This is a genomic window from Actinoplanes solisilvae, from assembly GCF_003999975.1.
In the GTDB taxonomy this organism is placed as follows: domain Bacteria; phylum Actinomycetota; class Actinomycetes; order Mycobacteriales; family Micromonosporaceae; genus Actinoplanes; species Actinoplanes solisilvae.
In genome coordinates, this window is the sequence record NZ_RJAC01000012.1 from 139593 (window position 1) to 160761 (window position 21169).

Sequence of the window (21169 nt, forward strand, 5' to 3'; positions counted from 1 at the left end):
ACAACTCTGCACGCCGAGATCTCCATCGAGACCGCGTAAACGTGCTATCCGCCCGCCCGCCCGCCCCGCGCCGTCATTAAGGTCACTCTCTCCGGCCGAGCGCATCGGGCGCTGGATAGGGTTCTGGGCATGGACGCTTGGACCGGGCACGACGTGCCGAACCTGCCGGGAACGGCGCAGCCGCCCCGCCTCTTCGACTCGGCTCGCCGCGAGGTGGCCGAGACCACGCCCGGCTCCACGGCCACGATGTACGTCTGCGGCATCACGCCCTACGACGCCACCCACCTCGGGCACGCCGCCACGATGATCACCTTCGACCTGGTCAACCGGCTCTGGCGCGACGCCGGGCTGAACGTCGACTACGTGCAGAACGTGACCGACATCGACGACCCGCTGCTCGAGCGGGCCACCCGTGACGGGGAGGACTGGGTGGTCCTGGCGATGCGCGAGACCGCCCTGTTCCGCGAGGACATGGAGGCGCTGCGCATCATCCCGCCGGCCCACTACATCGGCGCCGTCGAGTCGATTCCCGAGATCGCGGCCCACGTGCGCGAGCTGCTGGCCGCGGGCGCGGCCTACAAGCTCGACGACGGTACGGGTGACGTCTACTTCCCGATCGCCGCGGCACCCCGCTTCGGCTACGAGTCGAACCTGTCGCGCGAAGAGATGACGGTCCTGTCGGCCGAGCGCGGCGGCGACCCGTCGCGTGCGGGCAAACGTGACCCGCTCGACCCGCTGCTGTGGCGCGGGGCCCGCGAGGGCGAACCGGCGTGGGAGGGCGGCGACCTGGGCCCCGGCCGTCCGGGCTGGCACATCGAGTGCGCGACGATCGCGCTCGGCCGCCTGGGCAACCGCATCGACGTGCAGGGCGGCGGCAACGACCTGCTCTACCCCCACCACGAGTGTTCCGCGGCGCACGCCGAGACGCTGACCGGGGAGGCGCCGTTCGCGTCGCACTACGTGCACGCCGGCATGATCGGCCTCGAGGGCGAGAAGATGTCGAAGTCCAAGGGCAACCTGGTCTTCGTCTCCCGCCTGCGCGGCGACGGCGTCGACCCGATGGCGGTGCGGCTGGGTCTGCTGTCAGGCCACTACCGCACCGACCGCGAGTGGACCGACGAGGTCCTCAAAACCGGCGAGGAACGCCTGGCCCGCTGGCGCTCGGCCGCCGCCGCGTCGGCCGGCCCGTCGGGCGAGGGCCTGCTGGCCGCCGTCCGCGAGGCCCTGGCGAACGATCTCGACTCGCCGGCCGCTCTGGCGGTCGTCGACGCGTGGGCCGAGGCGGCCCTGGCCGGCATCGGCGACGACGACGGCGCGCCGGCGCTCATGGCCCGGACGGTCGACGCCCTCCTCGGCGTCCGCCTCTGATCCGGCGCTCTTCCGCACCACCAACGCCGCGCGGCTCCTCGCCGCGCGGCGTTTCTTGGTGACGCCCTCCCACCACGTCGCACGCACGGCATGCCGCTGATCGTTCGGCCGGCCCGGACGGATGCGTCTCGCCTCGTCACCACACCAGCAAGCCCTTTCCACTCGACCCTGATTACGCCGTCCCGGCCGTTGCGTCGCCCGGCGGTGCCGCCCCCAGCCTTCGCGTCGCCCGGTGGTCCCGGCCCGGCCTTCGCGTCGCCCGGCGGTCCCGCCCCAGCCTTCGCGTCGCCCGGTGGTCCCGGCCCGGCCGGCGCGTCGCCCGACCTGGCCCCGGCCTTCGCCCCGCCCAGCTTTGCGCCGTCGGGCCCCCTTCGGGTTTGCGCGCCGTTCGGGTCGTCAGGTCTCCGGGTCGCCCGGTTTCCGATCCTCTGGTCTTCGCGCGTCGTCCCGGTCTCCGGGTCGTCTGGACTTCGGGTCAGCCGGTCAGGCCGCCCGCCGTGTGCGGCCCCGCCCTCCAGCCCACAGTTCGCGTCCCCGGCCGGCACCTCGTGTGGGCAACGGCGAAGCGGCTGGGTAGTGCCGTGTTGCCCGGCGTGTCGGTTCGGTGGGCTGGGTGGCGGGCGGTTTTCTCGGCGTGTCGCGTTTTTGGTGCGATTGCCGGGGCTTTGGAGGCTCTTCGGCGTGCGATCAGGCGCTGATCGAGCGTGCGATGAGCGCGTGTAGCCGGGTTCCGGGCCACCGTCGCGGCTGGGGCGTGAGCCGCCCCGCGAGGACTTTAGACGGTGATCTTGAGTTACTGGGCGGTTTGAGGAATTTGTACGCAGATGGTCGGTCCTATCTAAAATCAGCCACATTTTGGTAGCGAAACGGTCAAACTTTCTTCGGTCCTACTTCCACTTGAAAGGAAATATGTCATGCGTCGTCCGGTTATGTACCTTGCGGGTCTGCTCCTGGCTACCGGCGCGAGCCTCGTTCTGGCGGGCCCCGCGCAGGCTGCGGTTTCGCACGACGGCCACACCGCCGCCGTTGCCAACGGCCCGTACGGGGACGACTACGACCTCGACTACGACTTCGACTACCGCTCGACCAACTACGACCTGGACTACCGCCTGAACCAGGAGGACAACCGTAACTACACGCAGGTCAGCCTCCTGAACCTGCTCAGCCCGAACGGCGAGCGGAACCAGGGCCTCGGCCTGCTCAGCCCCATCGGCTGACCTGGCAATACCTGAATCACCGGCGGTCCGACGCCGTTGACTCGAAGCCCGGGACGCTCCGTGAGGGGCGCCCCGGGTTTTTGCCGTCCGGGGTCAGAACCAGATCTGGTTCGGCCGGAGCTGGCCCGTCCGTATTGCCACGTTGAGGGTTGCCCACCCAGTACGGGCCGGACCTGTACTGGTTCGGATACTGGTTCGGACAGTTGGGGTTGCCCGGATCCGGAGGCGCCGGCGCCACCAACCCCGAAGCCGCTCCCGCCCGGCCCTGTGCCGGCGCGACGGTCGCGCGCGGCGGGGGACCGCTACGGGTTGACGTTGTCCAAGGCCCAGCCGCGGCCGGTCAGGCGAGGGCCAGACCCGGATCGGGGTCTGGTTCCGGCGTCGGAGCCGGGATCTTGTATTCCTCGGTGAGGGTCGTCATCGGACCCGGCCACGTCGCCTGGGCCACCTCGATCGGCTTGCGGGACTCGTCGAAGGCCACGTGCAGCAGGTGCAGCACCGGCGTGTCGGGGCGGATCTGCAGGATCTCGGCCTCGTCACGGCTCGGCTGGCGGGCGCTGATCGTGTCTGTCGCCGACGCGTAGCGTTTGCCGAGCACCTCTTCGGCCTCCTGGTAGAGCGGCCGTCCGAACGCCTCGGCCCGCTCCAACGAGGTGCCGTTCGTGTCGGTGACCCGGAACCAGGACGCGCCCACCTCTACGGCCACGTCGTCGGTGCGCACGATGTGACGTCGTACGAGCATCTCGGTGCCGTCGCGCACGCCGAACGCGTCCGCGACCTCGGGCGGGGCGGGCTCACGGCGTACGGAAACAAGCTGTTGGCGATAGCGGGCGGCGAGATCGGCGTGGTAACCCCGGTGCGCGCCGTAGCGGCCGCGGGAGAGCCGGTTGAGCCGTCGGCGGGTGCCGCGGACGTAGGTGCCCGAGCCCGGCTTGGTGATCAGGATGCCTTCGACGCGGAGCTGGTCGACGGTGCGCTGGACGGTCTGCTTGGCGACGCCGAACATCTCGGCCATCGCGGGGATCGACGGCAGGCGTTCGCCCGGCTGCCAGTCGCCGCGGCGGATGCGTTCCTTGAGCTGGGCGGCGATCTGCCGATGCGGAAACTCCGCCGCCCCCGGGTTGATCGTCATGACGACCTCCTTGACCCTAGGTTCCTAGGATGCCTCAAGCGATGTGTCGCAGGTCGCAGCGACACGCCCGGGTCACGGCATGAGCCCGGGCGTGTCAGGGGTTACCAGGAGCCGGCGGTGGGGCCGGCCGAGCCACCACGGCGGCGCAGGTACTTCTCGAACTCGCTGGCGATCTCGTCGCCGGTGAGCGGCTGGATGCCCTCGTCACCGACGCGCTCCTCCAGCTCGCGAACGTATTCGCCCAGCTCGGCGTCCTGCTCGGCGGCGGCGCGGACGCGCTTCTCCCACTCGTCGGCCTCCTCGGCGAGGTCGCCGACCGGCACGGGGAGATCGAGCACGTCCTCGAGGCGGCTCAGCAGCGCGAGGGTGGCTTTGGGGCACGGCGGGTTGTTCGCGTAGTGCGGCACGTGCACCCAGAACGACAACGCCTCAAGGTCGGCGCGCCCGGCCGCCTCGTGCAGCACGCCGACGATGCCGGTCGGGCCGTCGTAGCGGGTCGGGACGACGTTGAACTTCTCGGCCGCGTCACGGTCGGTGGCCGAGCCGCTGATCGGCAGCGGGCGGGTGTAGGGCACGTCGGCGAGCAGCGCGCCGAGCAGCACGATCCGGGTGACCTCGAGGCTGTGGCAGAGCTCCAGCACCTGTTCGCAGAAGGTGCGCCAGCGCATGCTCGGTTCGATGCCGCGGATCAGCACGACGTCGCGGTCGGAGCCGGGCGGGCTGGCCACCGTGAACCGCGTCGTGGGCCATTCGATCTTGCGGGTCTCGCCCTCGGCCATCGTGATCGTCGGCCGGCTGACCTGGAAGTCGTAGAAGTCCTCCGGGTCGATGGTGGAGATCTCGCGTGCCTGCCACACCTGTTCGAGGTGTTCCACGGCCGCGGTCGATGCGTCCGCTGCGTCGTTCCAGCCCTCGAAGGCGGCGATGGCCACGGGGGATCGGAGCAGCGGGAGGCCGTCGAACTCAGTCATGGGTGACAGCCTACGTGCGCCCGCGCGAGGTCACCCGGCGGCCGCGCCGCACCCGGACGAGTAGCCGCGGCCCTCAATTCCGGCATTTGCTCCAAAGACAAAGATCAAATTCCCCGCCGGTACGACCCCGCGCCCCGGGCTGCCGTTCCAGGCGAAGGCCGTCCCGGTGCCGGGGGTGCGTCGTCGGAGCTTCAGGACGTGTCCGGAGCCTCAGGACGTGTACCGCGCCTTCGAGAGCAGGGCCGCGCTGCGCAGGTTCCGGTAGAGGCCGTTGTGGTCCATCCCGTAGCCGACGATCAGTCCCTCGCCGACCTCGAAGCCGACGTAGGTCGGGGTGTCGGCGAAGCGGGCGGTCTCGGGTTTGCGGAGCAGGGCGCAGACGGCGACCGAGGCGGGGGAGCGCTGGGCCAGGTTGGCGATGAGCCAGCTCATGGTCAGGCCGGTGTCGATGACGCTGTCTACGATGACGATGTCGCGGCCGGTGATGTCGAGGTCCAAGTCTTTGAGGAGGCGTACGGAGCCGGAGGCGCGGTTGTGGGTGCTGTAGGACTTGACGGCCATCCAGCCGATCTCGAGCTGGGCGGGGTAGGCGCGGGCCAGGTCGACGGTGAAGGTCGCGGCGCCGCCGAGCACGCCGACCAGGATCGGGGTTCGGGGTCCGTAGAGTTCGTGCAGTTCCCGGGCGAGGGTGCCGACGCGGGTGAGGATCTGGTCCTCGGTCAGGAGTACGGCTTCCAGATCGTTCGCGACGTCAGTGGCGTCCACGGATGTCGATTCCCTCCGGTTAGTACCGATTTGTTCACGGATTGTCACTTTTGGTCGACACGCCCTGGGTCGCCTGTCGAACCTGTTCTTCTTCTAGTAAGGTCCGCGCGGCAAATAGTTCATGTTCTGGTTCATTCAGGAGTGGCGGAATGGCGCAGCGGTATCCCCTTGAAGTGATCCGCGATCGCACGTACAAGCAGCGGGACGCGTGGTGGACCGTCGGTCTCGTCGACCCGCTCGCCTCCCGCCTGGTGTGGCTGGTGCAACCGTGGCGCTCGATCACGCCGAACGTGCTGACCTCGCTGGCGTTCGTGGTCGGCCTGGCCAGCGCCTACTCGTTCTGGCGGGCCGACTACGTCTGGGTTCTGGTGGGCGCTCTGCTGTTCCACCTCAGCTTCGTCCTGGACTGCATGGACGGCAAGATCGCCCGGTTGAACGGCACGGGTTCGGCGTTCGGATCGTGGCTCGACTACGTGTTCGACCGGCTGCGGGTGGCGATCTGTGCCGTCGGCCTGTTCGGCGGTCAGTATGCGGCCACGAACAACATGACGTACCTGTGGGTCGGCGCGGTCGTCGTGTTCCTCGACATGTTCCGCTATCTGAACGCCCTGCAGATGGGCAAGGTCCGCGCCGGTCTGAACCAGGAGCGCGTGATCGTGGACGACGAGGAGTCGGAGTCCGGCCCGGTCGTCGCGCCCGAGCCCACCGGCAACGAGTCGGCGGTGTGGCGTCTGCGCAACTTCCTCGTACGTCACCGCGTGCGCCCGCACCTGTTCAGCGGTATCGAGTTCATGATGTTCGTGTTCATCGTCGGCCCGGTCCTGAAGCTCACGATCCCGGTCGCGATCCTGTCGTCGGCGCTGATGATCGCGTTCGAGCTGCTGCTGATCTTCCGTCTCTACAAGTACGCGACGCGCAAGGAGCGGCAGAACAAGGCCGAGGCCGCCGCTCTCGCCGCCCGCGAGTCGGTCGCTGTCTAGAACAAGGTTTAGAGCACGTTGTCCATCAGGGTGACCTCGGCGAGCGGTTCGAACCCGATCCGCCCGTAGAGTTCGATGGCCTGTACGTTGGCCGACTCGGTCTGCAGCGAGAGCCGGTGGGCCCCGCTGGCCAGGGCCTCCTCGGCGACCGCGGCGAGCAGCGCCCGGGCCACCCCGCGACGCCGGGCTTCCGGCCGCACGTAGAGATCGCGCACGAGCCAGACGGTGCGCAGGGTCAGTGCGGCCGGAACGACGGCCACCGTGCAGATTCCCTCGGCGGGACCGGCCAGGTAGACGCGGGTGCGGGCGGCCTCGACCTGTTCGCGCAGCCAGGCGGTGACGGCCTCGGGCGCCGGGTTGGCCCCGTAGTGCTGGCGGTACTCGTCGAGAAGCTGGGCGGCGCTCGTCCAGGACGCCGTTCCGTCCTCCCTCAACCGCGTCACGGTCATCCACCCATAATCACCTCTATCTCGCGATAAAGCGGGCATAATTTTCAACGTGGCGCACATCGACGAGGTGCTCGGACCCGACGACGACACGGTGACGTTCTTCCAGCCCCGGGCGATGGTCTACGTGACGATGCTCTGGGTGATCGCCGCGGTCTGGGTCACGACGCTGGGCCTTTTCGCGCTGCTGCGGGTGGCGATCGGTGACCCGCCGACGGCCGGTGACCTGATCGTCGGCCTGGAGCTGGCCCTGATCGTCCCGGTGGTGCTCTCCGCCCTGATCATCGTGGTCGTCGGCAACCGCCTGGGCTGGCTGCACAGCTCGATGCGCGGGCTCGACTTCGCCGCCACCGGCCGCCGGCCCGTGCACATCCCGTGGGCCGGCATCGCCGAGGTGGCCCTGCGCTATCGCGGCCCGTTCACCGAGCTCGTCATCACCCCGGCCGACGCCGATTTCGCCGAGCCCGGCGACGGCCCCGGCCGAGCGCCGCGCCGGCGCGGCGACACGTACCTCGTGGATGTGGGCCTGATGTCCCCGGCGCCCGAGGTGCTGCTGGCGGAGCTTCACCGCCGCCTGCCGACCAAGGTCTAGATTATGCGGTCATGACCGAGCTCAGAATCACGCGAGTCTTCGATGCCCCGCGCGCGCTGGTGTACCGCGCCTTCACCGATCCCGACCAGTTGGCCGCGTGGTTCGGGCCGGTGGGGTGGTCGGTGCCGCGGGAGACGGTCGAGATCGACGCGCGGCCGGGTGGGGTCGAGCGGTTCACGATGGTCAACGACGACGACCCGTCGCTGACGTCTCCGACGAACGCGGTCTTCGTCGAGGTGATCGAGAACGAGCTGCTCGTCGGCGAGGAGGAGTTCGCCGGGGTCGTGCTGCGGGTGCGGCTCGAGTTCCACGACGAGCCCGACGGCCGTACGCGTCTCGAGCTGGTCCAGGGTCCGATCCCGGCGGAGATCGAGGGCAACGCGCGCGAGGGCTGGGCAAGCAGCTTCACGAAGCTGGACGCGCTGCTCGCCGGGGCCTGACGTGCGCATCGTTGCGCGGGCGGAGGGACCCGACCCGAGCGCGGCGTTCAAGGAACGCTGGCCCGAGTTCATCTTTCACGACGACGTGTCCAAGCGGCACATCGAGCGGGTCGGGCACTACTTCGGCCGGTTCGACATTCTCGTGCTCGACGACGACGGCGCGGTCATGGCCGGCGGGTGGGGCGTGCCGATGGCCTGGGACGGGACGGTCGAGGACCTGCCGACCGGCTACGACGGCGCGCTCGTGCGGGCGGTCGAGGGGCACGAGGCCGGGGTGCGGGCCTACGCCGAGGGGCTGTCGCACGTCGTGGCTCCGCTGCGGCCGACGTGGAAGCACCGCTACCCGACGGTGCCGATGGCCGAGTACGCGACGTGGCAGCGCGCCGACGGGCTTTCGATCGCCCCGTGGATCCGCACCCACCAGCGGATGGGCGCTCGGATCCTCGGCCCGGCGCCCGCGTCGATGGTGATCGAGGGCACCGTGGCCGAGTGGCAGGAGTGGACGGGGATGGTTTTCCCGGTGAGCCGGGACTATGTGGTGCCGGAGGCGCTCAACCTGGTGCGCGTCGACGTGGAACGCGACCGTGGCGTCTACGTCGAGGAGAACCTGTGGGTCGAGCACCCCCGCCGGTGGCTAGATGATGGCGCGGATCACCACGATGCCGAAGAAGACGATGAGGAACGCCAGGTCGATCGAGACGCCGCCCAGGCGCAGCGGGGGAACGACACGGCGCACGGGCGCGAGGATCGGCTCGGTGACGCGGTAGACGCCCGACATGAGGCGGGCGCGGAAACCGCCCGCCGTGGCGGGGCCGGCGAGAACCGTGCTCCAGTCGAGCACGGCGCGGGCCACGAGCAGGATCTGCAGCAGCAGGAGAACCAGGCTCACGAGGGCCAGGATCAACGCGGGTACCTCCAGTAACCGGAAGGAGTGACCCCTCTACTGTGCGTCGCTCACCTGTGGGAACGCTGAAGGCGGGCAGTGAGAATGCCGGGCCGGGTTGCGGACAGTAGTCGCAGCTTCGACGTATGGCAATCTTCGCGGACGCGCACGATGATGACGGCAAGCGCGTTTGTGTCGAGGAGGCACCATGCCGGACGTGGTGGTCATCTCCGGGCATCCACGTCCCGGGTCCAGGACGCTGTCGCTGGCCCGGGCGCTGGGGGAGCGGATCGCGCTCAGCCGCGGGCAGGCGGGGTTCGTGACCGTCGACGTGGCCGAGCTGGGGCCGCGCCTGCTGGTGCCGGCCGACGCGGCCACCGGCGAGGCGCTGCTCGACGTGCAGGACGCCGCACTGCTGATCGTGGCGACGCCCACCTACCGCGGCACGTTCTCGGGGGCGCTCAAGGTGCTGCTCGACCAGTTGCCGGCCAACGCGCTGGCCGGGGTGCTGGCCGTCCCGGTCGTCACGGGCGAGACGCAGCCGCAGGCCGACACGGCCGAGGCGTTCCTGGCCCGGCTGCTGCGCGAGCTCGGCGCCGACGTCGTCGACTTCGGGCTGACCGCGATCGGCGACGAGCTGGCCGACCCGGGGGCCGTGGCCGAGCAGTACACCGAAGCGCTCATCGCGTGACCACCGTCCGGCCCGCGGCGTCGCGACGGCCGTGACCGGCGACGGCGCCGGCCGCAGCGACGTCTCGCGGCGGTCGCGCGGTTGTCGCAGGTGTCAGTCTCGTACGTCTGAAGTGGTCTTTCCGAAGGTGACCGCTACGCCGGGTGAATAGAGGACGCTCACCGGGGGTGTGTTCGGCTGGGACAGGCCGGATGCGGCGATCAGCGTGTCCGACAGGGACAGCAGCTCGGCGCGGTGCAGGGGCCAGGGCGGATGGTCGTTGGCCAGGTGGCGGGTGCGGCCCCACGTGGTGGTGTGCAGGCCCCAGCGGGCGGTGAGGAAGTTCTCCAGGGGTGTCGGCTCGGTGACGGGTGCGCCGACGCGGACGGTCATCTCGTTGGTCGCGGCGGGCGTGGTCGGCCAGCGGCGGCGGGAACTGTAGGTGAGCACGTCGCCGTCGCGGGTCAGGCGCATGCGGGCCCACATGTAGGGCAGGCGCAGCCAGGCGCGGGCGACGAGCACCGGGACGAGCCGTTCGGCTTCCAGGGAGCGGAAGACGACCGCCCGCCGGCCCTGTTCGTCCACACTGTAGAGGCGGACATTCGTCTCGCAGAAGTCGCCGAGGTAGGGCACGCCGGGGCCGTTGAGGAAGCCGACGTCCCGCATGCGGAAGCCGATCAGGCCCACGTAGGTGACGCCGTCGAGGGTGTCGGGGACCGTGCCGGCCGGTAGCAGCGGTGCGACCAGCGCGGGGTCGGCCGGCCAGTGCAGGAACGCCAGATCGGTCCACCGCTGCACGAGCAGGGGGCGCCGCACCGGGCGCGGCGTCGTGACGGTGACGGCCTCGGCGTTCAGCGGGCGATCTCGTTCATGTTGGCGTAGCGCTCGCCGGCGGGCGGCTGGATGGCGGTCAGCCGGGACAACTGGTCGGCGGTGAGCCGCAGCGCGTCGGCGCCGGCGTTCTCCTCGAGGCGTTTCACGTGTTTGGTGCCGGGGATCGGGGCGATGTCGTCGCCCTGGGCGAGCACCCACGTGAGCGCGACCTGGGCCGGGGTGGCGCCGGCCTCGCGGGCGACGGCTTCGACCTCGTCGACGATGCGCAGGTTCTGCTCGAAGTTCTCGCCCTCGAAGCGCGGGGTGGACAGCCGGAAATCGTCGGGGTCGAGGGTCTTGGTGTCGCGGATGGCGCCGGTGAGGAAGCCGCGGCCGAGCGGGGAGTAGGGCACCAGGCCGATGCCGAGCTCGCGCAGCGTGGGCAGGATGCGGGCCTCGATGTCGCGCGTCCACAGCGAGTATTCCGACTGCACGGCGGTGATCGGGTGCACGGTGTGGGCCCGGCGGATCGTGTCGGCGCCCGCCTCGGACAGGCCGATGTGCCGGATCTTGCCGGCCTGCACGAGGTCGGCGAGGGTGCCCACGACCTCTTCGATCGGCACCTTCTCGTCGACGCGGTGCTGGTAGTAGAGGTCGATGTGGTCGGTGCCGAGGCGGCGCAGCGACCCGTCGAGGGCGGCCCGGATGTTGTCGGGGTGGCTGTCGATCGTGCGGGTGCGGTCGTCGTCGTCGTCGCCCCGATGGGAGACCAGCCCGAACTTGGTGGCGATCTGCACCTGGTCCCACCGCCCGGCCAGCGCCCGGCCGACGAGTTCCTCGTTCGCGTAGGGCCCGTAGACCTCGGCGGTGTCGAAGAAGGTGACACCCAGCTCGAGGGCGCGGTGGATGGTGCGGACGGACTCGGCGTCGTCGGTGCCGCGGCCGGTGTAGTAGGCCGACATGCCCATGCAGCCCAGGCCGAGACGGGACACGTCGAGCCCGGCGAGCGATACGCGCTTCATGCCGCGAACCTACGCCGCGGCGCGGGTGGTCGGACAGTGATGGAGTTAACGGCCACGAGGTGCCGGGTCGGCGGGAGAGAATGGGTACGACATACACCCTTGTGACCCTGGAGGCTCATCCTGAACGCCCGACGACCGGCCGCGGTGCTCTTCGACATGGACGGCACGCTGGTGGACAGCGAGAAGGTGTGGGAGATCGCCCTGCACGAGCTGGCGGTGCGGGCCGGGGGCACGCTCTCCCCGGCCGCCCGGCACGCCATGATCGGCAGCAGCATGGCCGCCAGCATGCGGATCCTGCGTGACGACCTGGGCCAGCCCGACCGGCCCGAGGCGCCCGACGTGCGGTGGCTCACCGACCGGGTGCTCGAACTGTTCGGCGCGGGGCTGGTGTGGCGCCCTGGGGCTCAGGCGCTGCTGCACGCGGTGCGTTTCGCCGGGCTGCCGACCGCCCTGGTCACCTCGACCGGCCGCCGGCTGGTCGAGGCCGCCCTCGACACGCTCGGCCGCAAGAACTTCGACGTCGTGGTCTGCGGCGACGAGGTGACCATGCCCAAACCCGACCCGGAGCCCTACCGGGCCGCCGCCAAGCTGCTCGGCGTCCCGGTCGAGGACTGCGTGGCGATCGAGGACTCGCCGACCGGCGTCTCCAGCGCGCTCGCGTCGGGCGCGGCCGTGCTGGCCGTGCCCTCCGAGCTCGAGCTGCCGCCGACCGACGGGGTCCACCTGCGCACCTCGCTGGTGGGGGTGGACCCCGCCTATCTGGCCGACCTGCTCGTGCACCGGGGTCTGCTGCAACCCGAGCACTGATCTCTGGTCGTGTTTCTCTAGTTCTAGTCGTGGGCGATGGCGGCCAGGACGTTGAGCCGGGCCGCCTTGATCGACGGCAGCACCGCCGCGAGGACCCCGACCAGGGCGGCCAGGCCGAGGTAGAGCCCCATCTGGGTCCAGGGGAGCACCAGGTCGGTGATGCCCTCGCTCTCCAGGGCCCGCACCACGGCCGCGCCCAGGCCGCTGCCGACCACGACGCCGAGCAGCGCGCCGAAGACCGAGATCACCACGGCTTCGACGGTGACCATGCGCATCGTCTGGGCCCGGCCGAGGCCGACGGCGCGCAGCAGCCCCAGCTCCCGGGTGCGTTCCAGCACCGACAGGGCGAGGGTGTTGACCACGCCGAGTACCGCGATGAGGATCGCCAGGCCGAGCAGGATCTGCACCATCGTGATGACCGTGTCGAAGTCGCCGGTCTGCTGGTTGATGAAGCTGCTGCGGTCGGTCGCGTTGACCTCGGGGCTGTCCGCGACCAGGGCCTTGACCTGCGGCAGCACCTGGGCGACGGTGGCGCCCTCGGCGAGCCGCACGAACCCGAAGACCGGCTGGGTGATGCCGAACTCCCTGGTCGCGGCGGCCGGCAACAGATAGCTGCCGGGCATCGCGTCCTCGTCGTAGGTCGCGGCGATCGTGTAACGGTGCTGCTCGCCGCGCGGCAGTTGCACGGTCAGCGCGCTGCCGACGGCCCAGCCGTGTTCGGCCGCCTCCTGGTTGCTGACCGCCAGTTGCCCGCTGGTCAGGGCGGGCAGGGCCGGTGATCCGTACGCCTCGGCGAGCTCGGCCAGGTCGTCGGTGGCGTTGACATAGGTGCGTTCACCGTCGATGACCGCCTGGTCGTTCCAGACACCCGCGGCGGCCCGCACCCCGGGCAGCGCGGCCGTCCGGGCGAGCACGCCTTCGTCGAACGTGGGCGGCCGTGGCCCGTTCTGGTCGCCGCCGATCACGATCTCGGCCTTGATCGTGTTCTCGGCCTGGGCGGCCAGGCTCTGCTTCGCCGAGTCCATGACCACGGTGACGCCGGTGACCAGTGCGATGCCGACCATGAGGGCGGCCGCGGTGATCGCCGTACGCCTCGGGTTGCGGCCCGAATTGAGCCGGCCCAGACGCCCCGGCACCGACCACGAGAACAGCCGGCCCAGCGCGCCCACGACCGGCTTGGAGATCAGCGGCGTGAGCAGGGCGACCCCGATGAACGTGACCAGCACCCCGGTCAGGATCAGCCACAGGGAGTTTGTCGCGTACAGCCCGACGCCGAGCGTGGCCGCGCCGGCCGCGCCGATGATCGCCCCGGTGACCGTGACCCGCGTCAGCGGCCGGTCGGGGGTGGCGACGTCCTGCATGGCGGCGATCGGCGAGATGCGGGAGGCGCGCAGGGCCGGCAGCACCGCGGCGACGACAGTCACCACGACCCCGACGATCAGCGAGCTGAGGATCGCCGCGAGCGGGACGCCGACCGGTGCCGGGTCGAGCCCGCCGCTCATCGAGCCGAACAGGGTGACCAGCAGCGCGCCCACCCCGACGCCGGCGCCGAGGCCGAGGGCGGCGGCGACCAGACCGATCACGACCGCCTCGAGCAGCACCGAGCCGATCACCTGACGGCGCCCCGCGCCCAGCGCGCGCATCAGCGCGAGTTCCCGGGTGCGCTGGGCCACGATGATCGAGAACGTGTTGAGGATGAGGAACGTGCCGACGAACAGGGCCACCCCGGCGAAGCCCAGCAGGATGTTGTTGAAGAAGCCGAGCGCCTCCTTGAACTGAGCGGAGCTCTCCTCGGCGAGCTGCTTGCCGGTCTTCACGTCGTAACCCGCGCCCACCTGGGCGGCGATCCGGTCCCGGACGGCGGTGGCGCTCTCGCCGTCGGCGACGCGCACGGTCACCTGGGTGAGGACGCCGGCCTGGCCGAGCATGGAGCGCTGGGCGACCGGTGTGGTGAAGGCGACCTCCTGGACGCCGCCGATGCTGTCGCGGCCCTCGGTGTAACCCCAGACGCCGACCAGCGTGAACGTCTTCTTCGGCAGCTGGGTGAGCACGGCCACCTGGTCGCCGACCTTGATGCCGGCGGCCTTGGCGACCGCCTCGTTGACGGCGATCTCGGTGTCCTTCTCGGGGCCGCGGCCCTGGCGCAGCTGCATCAGCTCGTCGGTGCCGACCCAGTTCATGCCGATGCGCGGCGGGCCGAAGCTGGTGACGACCTTGCCGTCGGAGCCGATCACGCGGGCGCCGTCGGTGGCGACCACGCCGGTCGCCTTCGCCACCCCGGGCACCTGGCCGATCGTGGTGGCCAGCGCCGCGGGCAGCGGCGTCTCGACCTGCTCGCCGTCCATCTCGGACACCGCGATCCTGGGTTTCGCCTTCACGGCGACGTCGGTCGTCGCGTAGCCCTCGGTGAACAGGTTGTCGAAGGTGCGGCTCAGCGTGTCGGTCGTGACGAACGCCCCAGCGACGAACATGACGCCCAGCACGACGGCCAGACCGGAGAGCACCAGCCGTAGTTTGCGGCCGAGCAGGCTCTTCAGTGTCGCGCGCAGCATCAGACGAGCACCTCCCCGGCCTTCATCTGCTCGAGCACCGACTCGGGGGTCGGGTTGTCGAGCTCGGCGACGATCGCGCCGTCGGCGAGGAAGACGACACGGTCGGTGTAGCTGGCGGCGACCGGGTCGTGGGTGACCATGACGATCGTCTGGCCGTGCTCCATGACGCTGGAGCGCAGGAACGACAGGATCTCGGCGCCGGCCTTGGAGTCGAGGTTGCCGGTGGGCTCGTCGGCGAAGATGACGTCGGGCCGGCTCATCAGCGCCCGCGCGCACGCCACCCGCTGCTGCTGGCCGCCGGAGAGCTGACTCGGCCGGTGGTTGAGCCGGTCACCCAGGCCGACGGTGCCGATCACGGTGTCCCACCACTGCGGGTCGGGCTTCTTGCCGGCGATGTCGAGCGGCAGCCGGATGTTCTCGGCCGCGGTCAGCGTGGGCAGCAGGTTGAACTGCTGGAAGATGAAGCCGACCCGGTCGCGTCGCAGCCGGGTCAGGGCCTTGTCGCCCAGGCCGGTGACCTCGGTGCCGCCGATGTGCACGGAGCCGCGGGTGACCGTGTCGAGGCCGGCGAGGCAGTGCATCAGCGTCGACTTGCCGCTGCCCGAGGGGCCCATGATGGCCGTGAACCTCCCGCGTGCGAAGCTCGCGCTCACCCCGCGCAGAGCGACCACACGCGCCTCGGCCGACCCGTAGACCTTCCACACATCGTCGGCGCGCGCCGCGAGCGCCTCCGGCGCCTTCGTCCCGATCATTCTGCTGCCCCCTGGTCGTGCGGGCCGGTGCCGGCCCGTCCGCTTCATCGTTGCGGGGTGACGGCACGCTGACGTCAGCCCACGGTCGTACACGGACGCGGAGATTGGCGTCCGGGGAGCACCCAGGGGGTTCTCAGGGTGGACCCTGAGATGTCACGGTGACGCTTGCATGACGTCAGAGTTGACGTCATAGTGGTGTCATGGATTTGACGCCCTACCTCGAGACCCTGCGGGGCGACCTCGCGGCCGCCGCCGCACCGGCCGGGCCCGAGACGACCCGGGCCGCCGAACTGCTCGGGCACGCGCTCGAGGCGTCCGCCCGGCTCGCCCTGCTCGAAGCCCTGTCCGACGCGGCCGCCGAGATCACCACGCGGCTGCCCGAGGCGAGCGTGGAGGTGCGGCTGCGCGGCCGCGAGGCCGACCTCGTGGTCACCCAGCACGCACCCTCGCCGCCGGTGCCGCCGTCGCCGCCCGCCGCTCCGGTGCCACCTGACAGCGGCGACCTGTCCCGGCTCACCCTGCGCATGCCGGAATCGCTGAAGACCCACGTGGAGCAGACCGCGGCGGCCGAGGGCATCTCGGTCAACGCCTGGCTCGTGCGGGCGGTGACCGCGGCGGTCCAAGCCTCGGCGCCGCCGTCGTTCCCCTTCAACCCGCCCGGTTCCCCCTCGGGCTCCTCGAAGCGCGTCACCGGCTTCTTCCAGGCCTGATCCCTTCCCATCCTCTTTGGAGACCCCTCATGTACGAGTTCCAGCACCCCACCCCCGTCACCGTCGCTCTCAAGGTCCGCGCCGGCGTGATCCGGCTGTATGCCGAGTCCCGCGACGACGTGCTGGTCACGGTCGAGCCGATGGACGGCAAGGACGCGTCCCGCGACGCCGCCGAACAGACCCGGGTCGTCCTCGAGGGCGACACCGTGATCATCGAAGTGCCGGGCGCCGACAACGCGTGGATGTGGCGGCGCTCGGCCAAGCTGGCCATCACCGTCCACGCGCCCGCCGGCAGCTCGGTGACCGGCCGCAGCGCCTCGGCCGACCTCACCGCGACCGGCGACTGGTCGGCCGTCACGCTCGACGTCGCCTCGGCCGACGTCCAGATCGACTCGGCTGCCGCCGACGTCCACATCGACTCGGCCAGCGGTGACATCCGGCTCGGCCTGGTCGGCGGTTCGGCGAGCCTGGAGAGCTCGTCGGGCGACATGCGCGTCGGTGACGTCACCGGTGACGTCAGCGTGAAGTCGGCCAGCGGCGACATCCGCCTCGGCGCCGTCGGCCGCAGCCTGCGCGTCTCGACCGCCTCGGGCGACGTCGAGGTCGGCCGCCTCACCCAGGGCCGCAGCGAGCTCAAGACCGCCTCCGGCGACGTGTCGATCGGCATCGCCGCCGGCGTCAACGTGTGGCTCGACCTGAACACGGCCTCCGGCCGCACGATCAGTGGCCTGAACCCGCAGCCCGCCCCCGCCACCACGACCGACCAGCCGCTGCTCGAGCTGCGCGTACGCACCGCCAGCGGCGACATCGAGATCAACCGCGCGATCCTCGACCGGAAGGCCGCCTGATGCTCCCCGACGACCGCTTCAACCTCGAGAACTCCGCCCGCCGCCGCCAGCAGTCAGCCCGCCGCAAGCGCACCCGCTTCACCCCGCCCGACTGGCCCCACAGCCGAGGCCCCGTCCCCAACCCCCGCCGCGACCACTGAGCACCGGCTTCACGCGCCGGGCTTGACCAGGCCGGTCTCGTAGGCGAGCACTACCGCCTGGGTTCGGTCGCGCAGGCGCAGCTTGGTCAGGACGTGGCCGACGTGGGTCTTGATGGTGGTCTCGCTGACCTGCAGGGCCGCCGCGATCTCGGCGTTCGAGTGGCCGCGGGCGACGTGCACGAGGACCTCGCGTTCGCGGTCGGTCAGCGCGTCCAGCTTGGACGTGGTGGTCGTCTCGGGGGCCGGCAGGGCCTCGGCCACGCGGGCGAGGATGCGGGCCAGGGTGGGCGGGGTGATGACGGCGCCGCCGGCGGCCACGGCGCGGACGGCGGTGACCAGCTCGCCTGCGGGGGCGTCCTTGCGCAGGAAGCCGGCGGCGCCCGCGGTGATGGCGGCGAGCACGTCCTCGTCGGTGTCGTGGGCGGCCAGGATCAGCACGCGCACGGGCAGGCCGGCCTCGGTGACCGCCCGGGTGACGGCCAGACCGTCGGTGCGGGGCAGGGTCAGATCGGTGATCAGGACGTCGGGCAGCAGGCGGCGGGCCAGGTCGACGGCCTCGCCGCCGTCGCCGGTCTCGGCCGCCACGACGATCTCGGGCGCCTGACCGTCCTGCGGCGCGGCGGTCAGGATCGCGCGCAGACCGGAGCGCTGCATGGGCGCCGCGTCGGCCAGCAGCACCCGCAGCGGTCGCGCGGGGCTGCCGTCGCGGGGCGGGCTGCCGTCGGCCGGTGAGCGCATGGCGGCAACCCTAGGGGTCAGGCCAGGCGGTCGTCGTCGGCGGGGCCGAGCCGCACCGGTTCGGCCGGGGCGACCGGGTAGGGCGGGGGAGTGCCGCCGAACTCGGGGCAGTGGGCCTGGTGGCTGCACCAGCCGCACAGCCGGCTCTTCTTGGGCAGGAAGTTCTGGTCTTTCTTGGCCCGTTCGATCGCCTGCGACAGGGCGACCAGGGTGCGTTCGAAGCGTTGCAGCTCGTCGGCGTCGGGGCTGTAGTCGCAGACCTCGGCGTCTTTCAGGTAGACCAGGCGCAGAACCCGGGGGACCACCCCGCGGGTGCGCCACAGCACCAGGGCATAGAACTTGAGCTGGAACAGGGCGCGGCCCTCGAACGCCTCGCGCGGCGCGCCGCCGGTCTTGTAGTCGACCACGCGCAGGTCACCGCCGGGGGCGACGTCGAGCCGGTCGATGTAGCCGCGGATCAGCAACTCGTCGTCGACCAGCGTGGAGATCAGCGTCTCGCGCTCGGCCGGTTCGAGGCGGCTCGGGTCTTCGACCGCGAAGTAGCCGGGCAGCAGCGCCTGGGCGCTGGCGAGGAACGCGGCGAGGCGGGCCTGGTCGTCGCCGTCGACGACCCCGCCCGTGGCGTCGGCCTCGGCGGCGACCGCCGCCGGGTCGACCGCGCGCCCGGCGGCGTCGGCCGCGCGCCCGGCAGCCGCGGCGGCGTCGGCCAGCAGCTCGGGGGCGGCCGGGTCGGCGGTGCCCCCGGTGGTGGCGGCGGCGAAGATCTCGGCCAGGGCCGGTTCCTGCTCGAGCAGGCGTGACCAGGACGGGGCGACCAGGGCGGCCGCGGCCTCGGGGGTGCGCTCGGCGGCCGGCAGGTCGAACAGGCTCTCGAGCACCGCGTGGACCAGGGTGCCGCGGACCTGGTCGGCGCTGGGCTGCTCGGGCAGGCGGTCGATGGTGCGGAAGCGGAACAGCAGGGGGCAGGTCTTGAAGTCGGCCGCCCGCGACGGCGACAACGACGGACCCTGATGGGGCGACGCGGCGTCAGCGGGCGAGACCGTCGGTGCTGTCATGGGTAGAAGGCTAGGGCAGGGGTACGACAAAACGTGCTCCGGGAGTTCCCAGGCGGCTTCCGTAGCATCTAGCACGTGAATGACAGCGCGGCGGGCAGCAGCGGAGCGCGGCGGCGGCGCCGGTCGGGGCGTGCCGCCCGGCCGGTCGGCCAGGTGCTGGGCATCCCGATCTTCGTGAACTCCTCGATGCTCCTGCTGGCCGTGCTCGTGACCGTCGTCTACGGCAACTACGTGCGAGGCCAGCTCGACCTGCCCGGCCCCCTGGCGTACGTGGTGGGCTTCGGTTTCGTGGTCTGCCTGCTCGGCTCGGTGCTGCTGCACGAGCTGGGCCACGCCCTCACCGCCCGCCGCTTCAAGATCGGGGTACGGGGCATCACCCTGGAACTGCTCGGCGGCTACACCGAGATGGACCGCGACGCCCCCACCCCGCGCGTCGACGCCCTGGTCAGCCTGGCCGGCCCGGCGGTCAGCCTGGTGCTCGGCGGCCTGGCCACGGCGGCGTTCGTGGTGCTGCCCGACCGCACGATGGCCGGCCAGATCGCCTTCCAGCTCGCCGCCAGCAACGTCCTCGTGGCGATCTTCAACGTGCTGCCGGGCCTGCCGCTCGACGGCGGCCGGGCCCTGCGTGCGGGCCTGTGGGCGCTGCTCAAGGACCGCAACCGGGCCACCGAGGCGGCCGGCTGGGCGGGCCGGCTGATCGCGTTCGGCACCGCCATGACCGCGATCTGGTTCTACCGGGCCGGCACGCTCACCCTGGTCGGGTTGCTGTTCGTGCTGCTGGTCGTGCTCACCCTGTGGCAGGGCGCCGGCCAGTCGATCCGGCTGGCCCGCATGACCCGCCGTTTCCCGCTGGTCGACCTGGCCGCCCTGGCCCGCCCGCTGCTGACCGTGCCGGCCGGCACCCCGCTCGGCGAGGCCCAGCGGCGCCGCTCGGAGGACCCGCGACCCAACGTGGTGCTGGCCGTGTCGGACTCGGCCGGTAATCTCACCGCACTGGTCGATCCGGTCGCCGCCGAGCGCGTCCCGGTCGACCGGCGCCCGTGGGTGGCCGTCGACAGCGTGGCCCGCTCACGCGACGCGGTGCCCGCGCTTGCGCTCGGGCTCAGCGGCGAGCAGGTGGTGCGCGCGCTGCAGGCCCACCCTGCCGCGCAATACGTCATCACCTCGGGTGAGGATGTGGTGGGAGTGCTGCGCGTCGGCGACGTCGCTCACGTGCTCGAACCGCGCCGGCCCGGCCCGAACCGGACCGACCCAAAGCGTGAAGCGAAGCAGAAAGAGAAGTAGTGACCATTACACCTGCCCCTGTCGTCGACGAATCGCAGCCCGCGCACCGCGGGCCGTTCCGGGCGGGTGATCGCGTCCAGCTCACCGATCCCAAGAATCGGATGCACACGATCGTCCTCGAGCCGGGCAAACAGTTCCACACCCACCGCGGCGCCCTCGACCACGACGCGCTCATCGGCCTGCCCGACGGCAGCGTCGTCACCTCCTCCGGCGGCACCGCCTACCTGGCCCTGCGCCCCCTGCTCAGCGACTATGTGCTGTCCATGCCGCGCGGCGCCCAGGTCATCTACCCCAAGGACGCCGCCCAGATCGTCGCCATGGGTGACGTCTTCCCGGGCGCGAAGGTGCTCGAGGCCGGCGTCGGCTCGGGCGCGCTGACCTGCTCGCTGCTGCGCGCCGTCGGCACCAGCGGAGAGCTTCACTCGTACGAGTTGAGGGACGACTTCGCCGCTATCGCCCGCAAGAACGTCGAGTCGTTCTTCGGCGGCCCGCACCCGGCGTGGCACCTGCACTCCGGCGACGTCGCCTCGAACCCCGAGACCGGTTTCGACCGGATCGTCCTCGACATGCTGACCCCGTGGGAGACCCTCGACATGGTCGAGAAGGCGCTCGTGCCCGGCGGTGTCTTCATCGGCTACGTGGCCACCACCCCGCAGCTGTCCGAGCTCGTCGAGGCCCTGCGCGAACGCGGGGGCTGGACCGAGCCGCGCGCCTGGGAATCGCTGGTGCGCGACTGGCACGCCGAGGGCCTGGCCGTCCGCCCCGACCACCGCATGATCGCGCACACGGCGTTCCTCGTCTCGGCCCGCAAGCTCGCGCCCGGCGTCACCGCCCCGCCGCGGCGCCGCAAGCCCAGCAAGGGCGCCGAGGCGTACGCGCTGCGGCGCGCGGCTCAGGCGGCGCTGGCCGCGGCGGCCGAGGCCGACCAGGACCGCTCACCGATCGAATGACGCCTCTTGGCTCTCAAGATGTGACGCGGCGCGC

Annotated in this window: 22 protein-coding genes and 1 pseudogene; 12 read left to right on the forward strand and 11 right to left on the reverse strand. The window is 71.3% G+C overall.

Translation table 11 applies throughout. The features are described 5' to 3' along the window. Window positions 1–129 precede the first annotated feature (129 nt). Together mshC and EER30_RS47330 are read left to right on the forward strand one after the other, a co-directional pair. A complete protein-coding gene (gene mshC / locus EER30_RS27265; protein WP_127503465.1) occupies window positions 130–1368 on the forward strand; it encodes a cysteine--1-D-myo-inosityl 2-amino-2-deoxy-alpha-D-glucopyranoside ligase in 1239 nt (412 codons plus the stop codon). Between the two features lie 914 nt (window positions 1369–2282). After that, the gene (locus EER30_RS47330; RefSeq protein ID WP_164842496.1) at window positions 2283–2585 is read left to right on the forward strand and encodes a hypothetical protein; all 303 of its coding nucleotides are present in this window, start codon (window positions 2283–2285) and stop codon (window positions 2583–2585) included. A gap of 340 nt (window positions 2586–2925) precedes the next feature. On the opposite strand, the gene EER30_RS27275 is transcribed toward EER30_RS47330, so the two are convergent. The 3 genes from EER30_RS27275 to EER30_RS27285 all read right to left on the reverse strand — a co-directional run bounded on the left by EER30_RS27275 (window position 2926) and on the right by EER30_RS27285 (window position 5453). Next, window positions 2926–3717: a GntR family transcriptional regulator gene (locus tag EER30_RS27275; protein ID WP_127503466.1), complete on the reverse strand. Its 792-nt coding sequence runs from the start codon at window positions 3715–3717 to the stop codon at window positions 2926–2928. A 101-nt stretch (window positions 3718–3818) separates the two neighbouring features. Continuing rightward, window positions 3819–4688, reverse strand: a complete 870-nt coding sequence (locus EER30_RS27280) for a PAC2 family protein (RefSeq protein WP_127503467.1) — start codon at window positions 4686–4688, stop codon at window positions 3819–3821. Window positions 4689–4898: 210 nt separating this feature from the next. Continuing rightward, the gene (locus EER30_RS27285; RefSeq protein WP_127503468.1) at window positions 4899–5453 is read right to left on the reverse strand and encodes a phosphoribosyltransferase; all 555 of its coding nucleotides are present in this window, start codon (window positions 5451–5453) and stop codon (window positions 4899–4901) included. Window positions 5454–5602: 149 nt separating this feature from the next. On the opposite strand from EER30_RS27285, the gene EER30_RS27290 reads away from it, so the two are divergent. Beyond that, window positions 5603–6433 (forward strand): CDP-alcohol phosphatidyltransferase family protein, encoded by an 831-nt coding sequence (locus EER30_RS27290; protein ID WP_127503469.1) that lies wholly within the window; start codon window positions 5603–5605, stop codon window positions 6431–6433. An 8-nt stretch (window positions 6434–6441) separates the two neighbouring features. On the opposite strand, the gene EER30_RS27295 is transcribed toward EER30_RS27290, so the two are convergent. After that, on the reverse strand, window positions 6442–6882 hold the full coding sequence (locus EER30_RS27295) for a GNAT family N-acetyltransferase (RefSeq protein WP_164842497.1): 441 nt from the start codon (window positions 6880–6882) through the stop codon (window positions 6442–6444). 49 nt (window positions 6883–6931) lie between these two features. On the opposite strand from EER30_RS27295, the gene EER30_RS27300 reads away from it, so the two are divergent. Together EER30_RS27300 and EER30_RS27305 are read left to right on the forward strand one after the other, a co-directional pair. Continuing rightward, window positions 6932–7471 (forward strand): hypothetical protein, encoded by a 540-nt coding sequence (locus EER30_RS27300; protein WP_127503471.1) that lies wholly within the window; start codon window positions 6932–6934, stop codon window positions 7469–7471. 11 nt (window positions 7472–7482) lie between these two features. Further along, window positions 7483–7911, forward strand: coding sequence for an SRPBCC family protein (locus tag EER30_RS27305; protein ID WP_127503472.1), 429 nt, complete (start codon window positions 7483–7485; stop codon window positions 7909–7911). 634 nt (window positions 7912–8545) lie between these two features. Here the strand turns inward: EER30_RS27305 and EER30_RS27315 are convergent. After that, entirely contained in the window at window positions 8546–8800 is a 255-nt protein-coding gene (locus tag EER30_RS27315; RefSeq protein WP_349290890.1) for a YggT family protein, read from the reverse strand. 202 nt (window positions 8801–9002) lie between these two features. Here EER30_RS27315 and EER30_RS27320 point away from each other — a divergent pair, with 202 nt between their 5' ends. After that, a complete protein-coding gene (locus tag EER30_RS27320; protein WP_127503473.1) occupies window positions 9003–9485 on the forward strand; it encodes an NADPH-dependent FMN reductase in 483 nt (160 codons plus the stop codon). Window positions 9486–9578: 93 nt separating this feature from the next. Here EER30_RS27320 and EER30_RS27325 read toward each other — a convergent pair whose 3' ends face one another. Together EER30_RS27325 and EER30_RS27330 are read right to left on the reverse strand one after the other, a co-directional pair. Further along, window positions 9579–10319 carry a YqjF family protein gene (locus EER30_RS27325; RefSeq protein ID WP_127503574.1) on the reverse strand — a complete coding sequence of 247 codons (741 nt, stop codon included), beginning with the start codon at window positions 10317–10319 and terminating at the stop codon, window positions 9579–9581. Continuing rightward, on the reverse strand, window positions 10316–11299 hold the full coding sequence (locus EER30_RS27330) for an aldo/keto reductase (RefSeq protein ID WP_127503474.1): 984 nt from the start codon (window positions 11297–11299) through the stop codon (window positions 10316–10318). The genes EER30_RS27325 and EER30_RS27330 overlap by 4 nt, the downstream gene beginning before the upstream one ends. A gap of 144 nt (window positions 11300–11443) precedes the next feature. Here EER30_RS27330 and EER30_RS27335 point away from each other — a divergent pair, with 144 nt between their 5' ends. Then, window positions 11444–12106 carry an HAD family hydrolase gene (locus EER30_RS27335; protein ID WP_127503475.1) on the forward strand — a complete coding sequence of 221 codons (663 nt, stop codon included), beginning with the start codon at window positions 11444–11446 and terminating at the stop codon, window positions 12104–12106. Window positions 12107–12129: 23 nt separating this feature from the next. Here the strand turns inward: EER30_RS27335 and EER30_RS27340 are convergent, their stop codons facing one another. Together EER30_RS27340 and EER30_RS27345 are read right to left on the reverse strand one after the other, a co-directional pair. Then, entirely contained in the window at window positions 12130–14658 is a 2529-nt protein-coding gene (locus EER30_RS27340) for an ABC transporter permease (protein WP_127503476.1), read from the reverse strand. Beyond that, the gene (locus tag EER30_RS27345) at window positions 14658–15410 is read right to left on the reverse strand and encodes an ABC transporter ATP-binding protein (protein ID WP_127503477.1); all 753 of its coding nucleotides are present in this window, start codon (window positions 15408–15410) and stop codon (window positions 14658–14660) included. Before EER30_RS27345 ends, EER30_RS27340 begins: the two co-directional genes overlap by 1 nt. 200 nt (window positions 15411–15610) lie before the next feature. Between EER30_RS27345 and EER30_RS27350 the strand changes: the two genes are divergently transcribed. Genes EER30_RS27350 through EER30_RS47335 form a run of 3 tightly spaced genes read left to right on the forward strand, consistent with a single transcriptional unit; the run spans window position 15611 to window position 17108 of the window. Beyond that, entirely contained in the window at window positions 15611–16120 is a 510-nt protein-coding gene (locus EER30_RS27350) for a hypothetical protein (protein ID WP_127503478.1), read from the forward strand. Window positions 16121–16149: 29 nt separating this feature from the next. After that, the gene (locus EER30_RS27355; protein ID WP_127503479.1) at window positions 16150–16968 is read left to right on the forward strand and encodes a DUF4097 family beta strand repeat-containing protein; all 819 of its coding nucleotides are present in this window, start codon (window positions 16150–16152) and stop codon (window positions 16966–16968) included. Then, a complete protein-coding gene (locus tag EER30_RS47335) occupies window positions 16968–17108 on the forward strand; it encodes a hypothetical protein (RefSeq protein ID WP_164842498.1) in 141 nt (46 codons plus the stop codon). The genes EER30_RS27355 and EER30_RS47335 overlap by 1 nt, the downstream gene beginning before the upstream one ends. Window positions 17109–17117: 9 nt before the next feature. Here EER30_RS47335 and EER30_RS27360 read toward each other — a convergent pair whose 3' ends face one another. Both EER30_RS27360 and EER30_RS27365 read right to left on the reverse strand, forming a co-directional pair. Beyond that, on the reverse strand, window positions 17118–17846 hold the full coding sequence (locus tag EER30_RS27360) for a LuxR C-terminal-related transcriptional regulator (protein WP_127503480.1): 729 nt from the start codon (window positions 17844–17846) through the stop codon (window positions 17118–17120). A 17-nt stretch (window positions 17847–17863) separates the two neighbouring features. Next, window positions 17864–18847, reverse strand: a pseudogene (locus tag EER30_RS27365) (RecB family exonuclease); the annotation flags it as partial. A gap of 240 nt (window positions 18848–19087) precedes the next feature. Here EER30_RS27365 and EER30_RS27370 point away from each other — a divergent pair. Both EER30_RS27370 and EER30_RS27375 read left to right on the forward strand, forming a co-directional pair. Next, entirely contained in the window at window positions 19088–20185 is a 1098-nt protein-coding gene (locus tag EER30_RS27370) for a site-2 protease family protein (RefSeq protein ID WP_127503575.1), read from the forward strand. Beyond that, window positions 20185–21135: a tRNA (adenine-N1)-methyltransferase gene (locus EER30_RS27375; RefSeq protein ID WP_432417569.1), complete on the forward strand. Its 951-nt coding sequence runs from the start codon at window positions 20185–20187 to the stop codon at window positions 21133–21135. Before EER30_RS27370 ends, EER30_RS27375 begins: the two co-directional genes overlap by 1 nt. Window positions 21136–21169: the final 34 nt, after the last annotated feature.

Excerpts from the sequence above, each read along its gene's own strand:
- EER30_RS27295 (WP_164842497.1), bottom strand. The coding sequence starts at position 6,882 with ATGACCGTGACGCGGTTGAGGGAGGACGGAACGGCGTCCTGGACGAGC.
- EER30_RS27290 (WP_127503469.1), top strand. The coding sequence starts at position 5,603 with ATGGCGCAGCGGTATCCCCTTGAAGTGATCCGCGATCGCACGTACAAG.
- EER30_RS27305 (WP_127503472.1), top strand. The coding sequence starts at position 7,483 with ATGACCGAGCTCAGAATCACGCGAGTCTTCGATGCCCCGCGCGCGCTG.
- mshC (WP_127503465.1), top strand. The coding sequence starts at position 130 with ATGGACGCTTGGACCGGGCACGACGTGCCGAACCTGCCGGGAACGGCG.
- EER30_RS27340 (WP_127503476.1), bottom strand. The coding sequence starts at position 14,658 with ATGCTGCGCGCGACACTGAAGAGCCTGCTCGGCCGCAAACTACGGCTG.
- EER30_RS27370 (WP_127503575.1), top strand. The coding sequence starts at position 19,088 with ATGCTCCTGCTGGCCGTGCTCGTGACCGTCGTCTACGGCAACTACGTG.
- EER30_RS27330 (WP_127503474.1), bottom strand. The coding sequence starts at position 11,299 with ATGAAGCGCGTATCGCTCGCCGGGCTCGACGTGTCCCGTCTCGGCCTG.
- EER30_RS27360 (WP_127503480.1), bottom strand. The coding sequence starts at position 17,846 with ATGCGCTCACCGGCCGACGGCAGCCCGCCCCGCGACGGCAGCCCCGCG.
- EER30_RS27355 (WP_127503479.1), top strand. The coding sequence starts at position 16,150 with ATGTACGAGTTCCAGCACCCCACCCCCGTCACCGTCGCTCTCAAGGTC.
- EER30_RS27275 (WP_127503466.1), bottom strand. The coding sequence starts at position 3,717 with ATGACGATCAACCCGGGGGCGGCGGAGTTTCCGCATCGGCAGATCGCC.
- EER30_RS27320 (WP_127503473.1), top strand. The coding sequence starts at position 9,003 with ATGCCGGACGTGGTGGTCATCTCCGGGCATCCACGTCCCGGGTCCAGG.
- EER30_RS27350 (WP_127503478.1), top strand. The coding sequence starts at position 15,611 with ATGGATTTGACGCCCTACCTCGAGACCCTGCGGGGCGACCTCGCGGCC.
- EER30_RS27280 (WP_127503467.1), bottom strand. The coding sequence starts at position 4,688 with ATGACTGAGTTCGACGGCCTCCCGCTGCTCCGATCCCCCGTGGCCATC.
- EER30_RS47335 (WP_164842498.1), top strand. The coding sequence starts at position 16,968 with ATGCTCCCCGACGACCGCTTCAACCTCGAGAACTCCGCCCGCCGCCGC.
- EER30_RS27345 (WP_127503477.1), bottom strand. The coding sequence starts at position 15,410 with ATGATCGGGACGAAGGCGCCGGAGGCGCTCGCGGCGCGCGCCGACGAT.
- EER30_RS47330 (WP_164842496.1), top strand. The coding sequence starts at position 2,283 with ATGCGTCGTCCGGTTATGTACCTTGCGGGTCTGCTCCTGGCTACCGGC.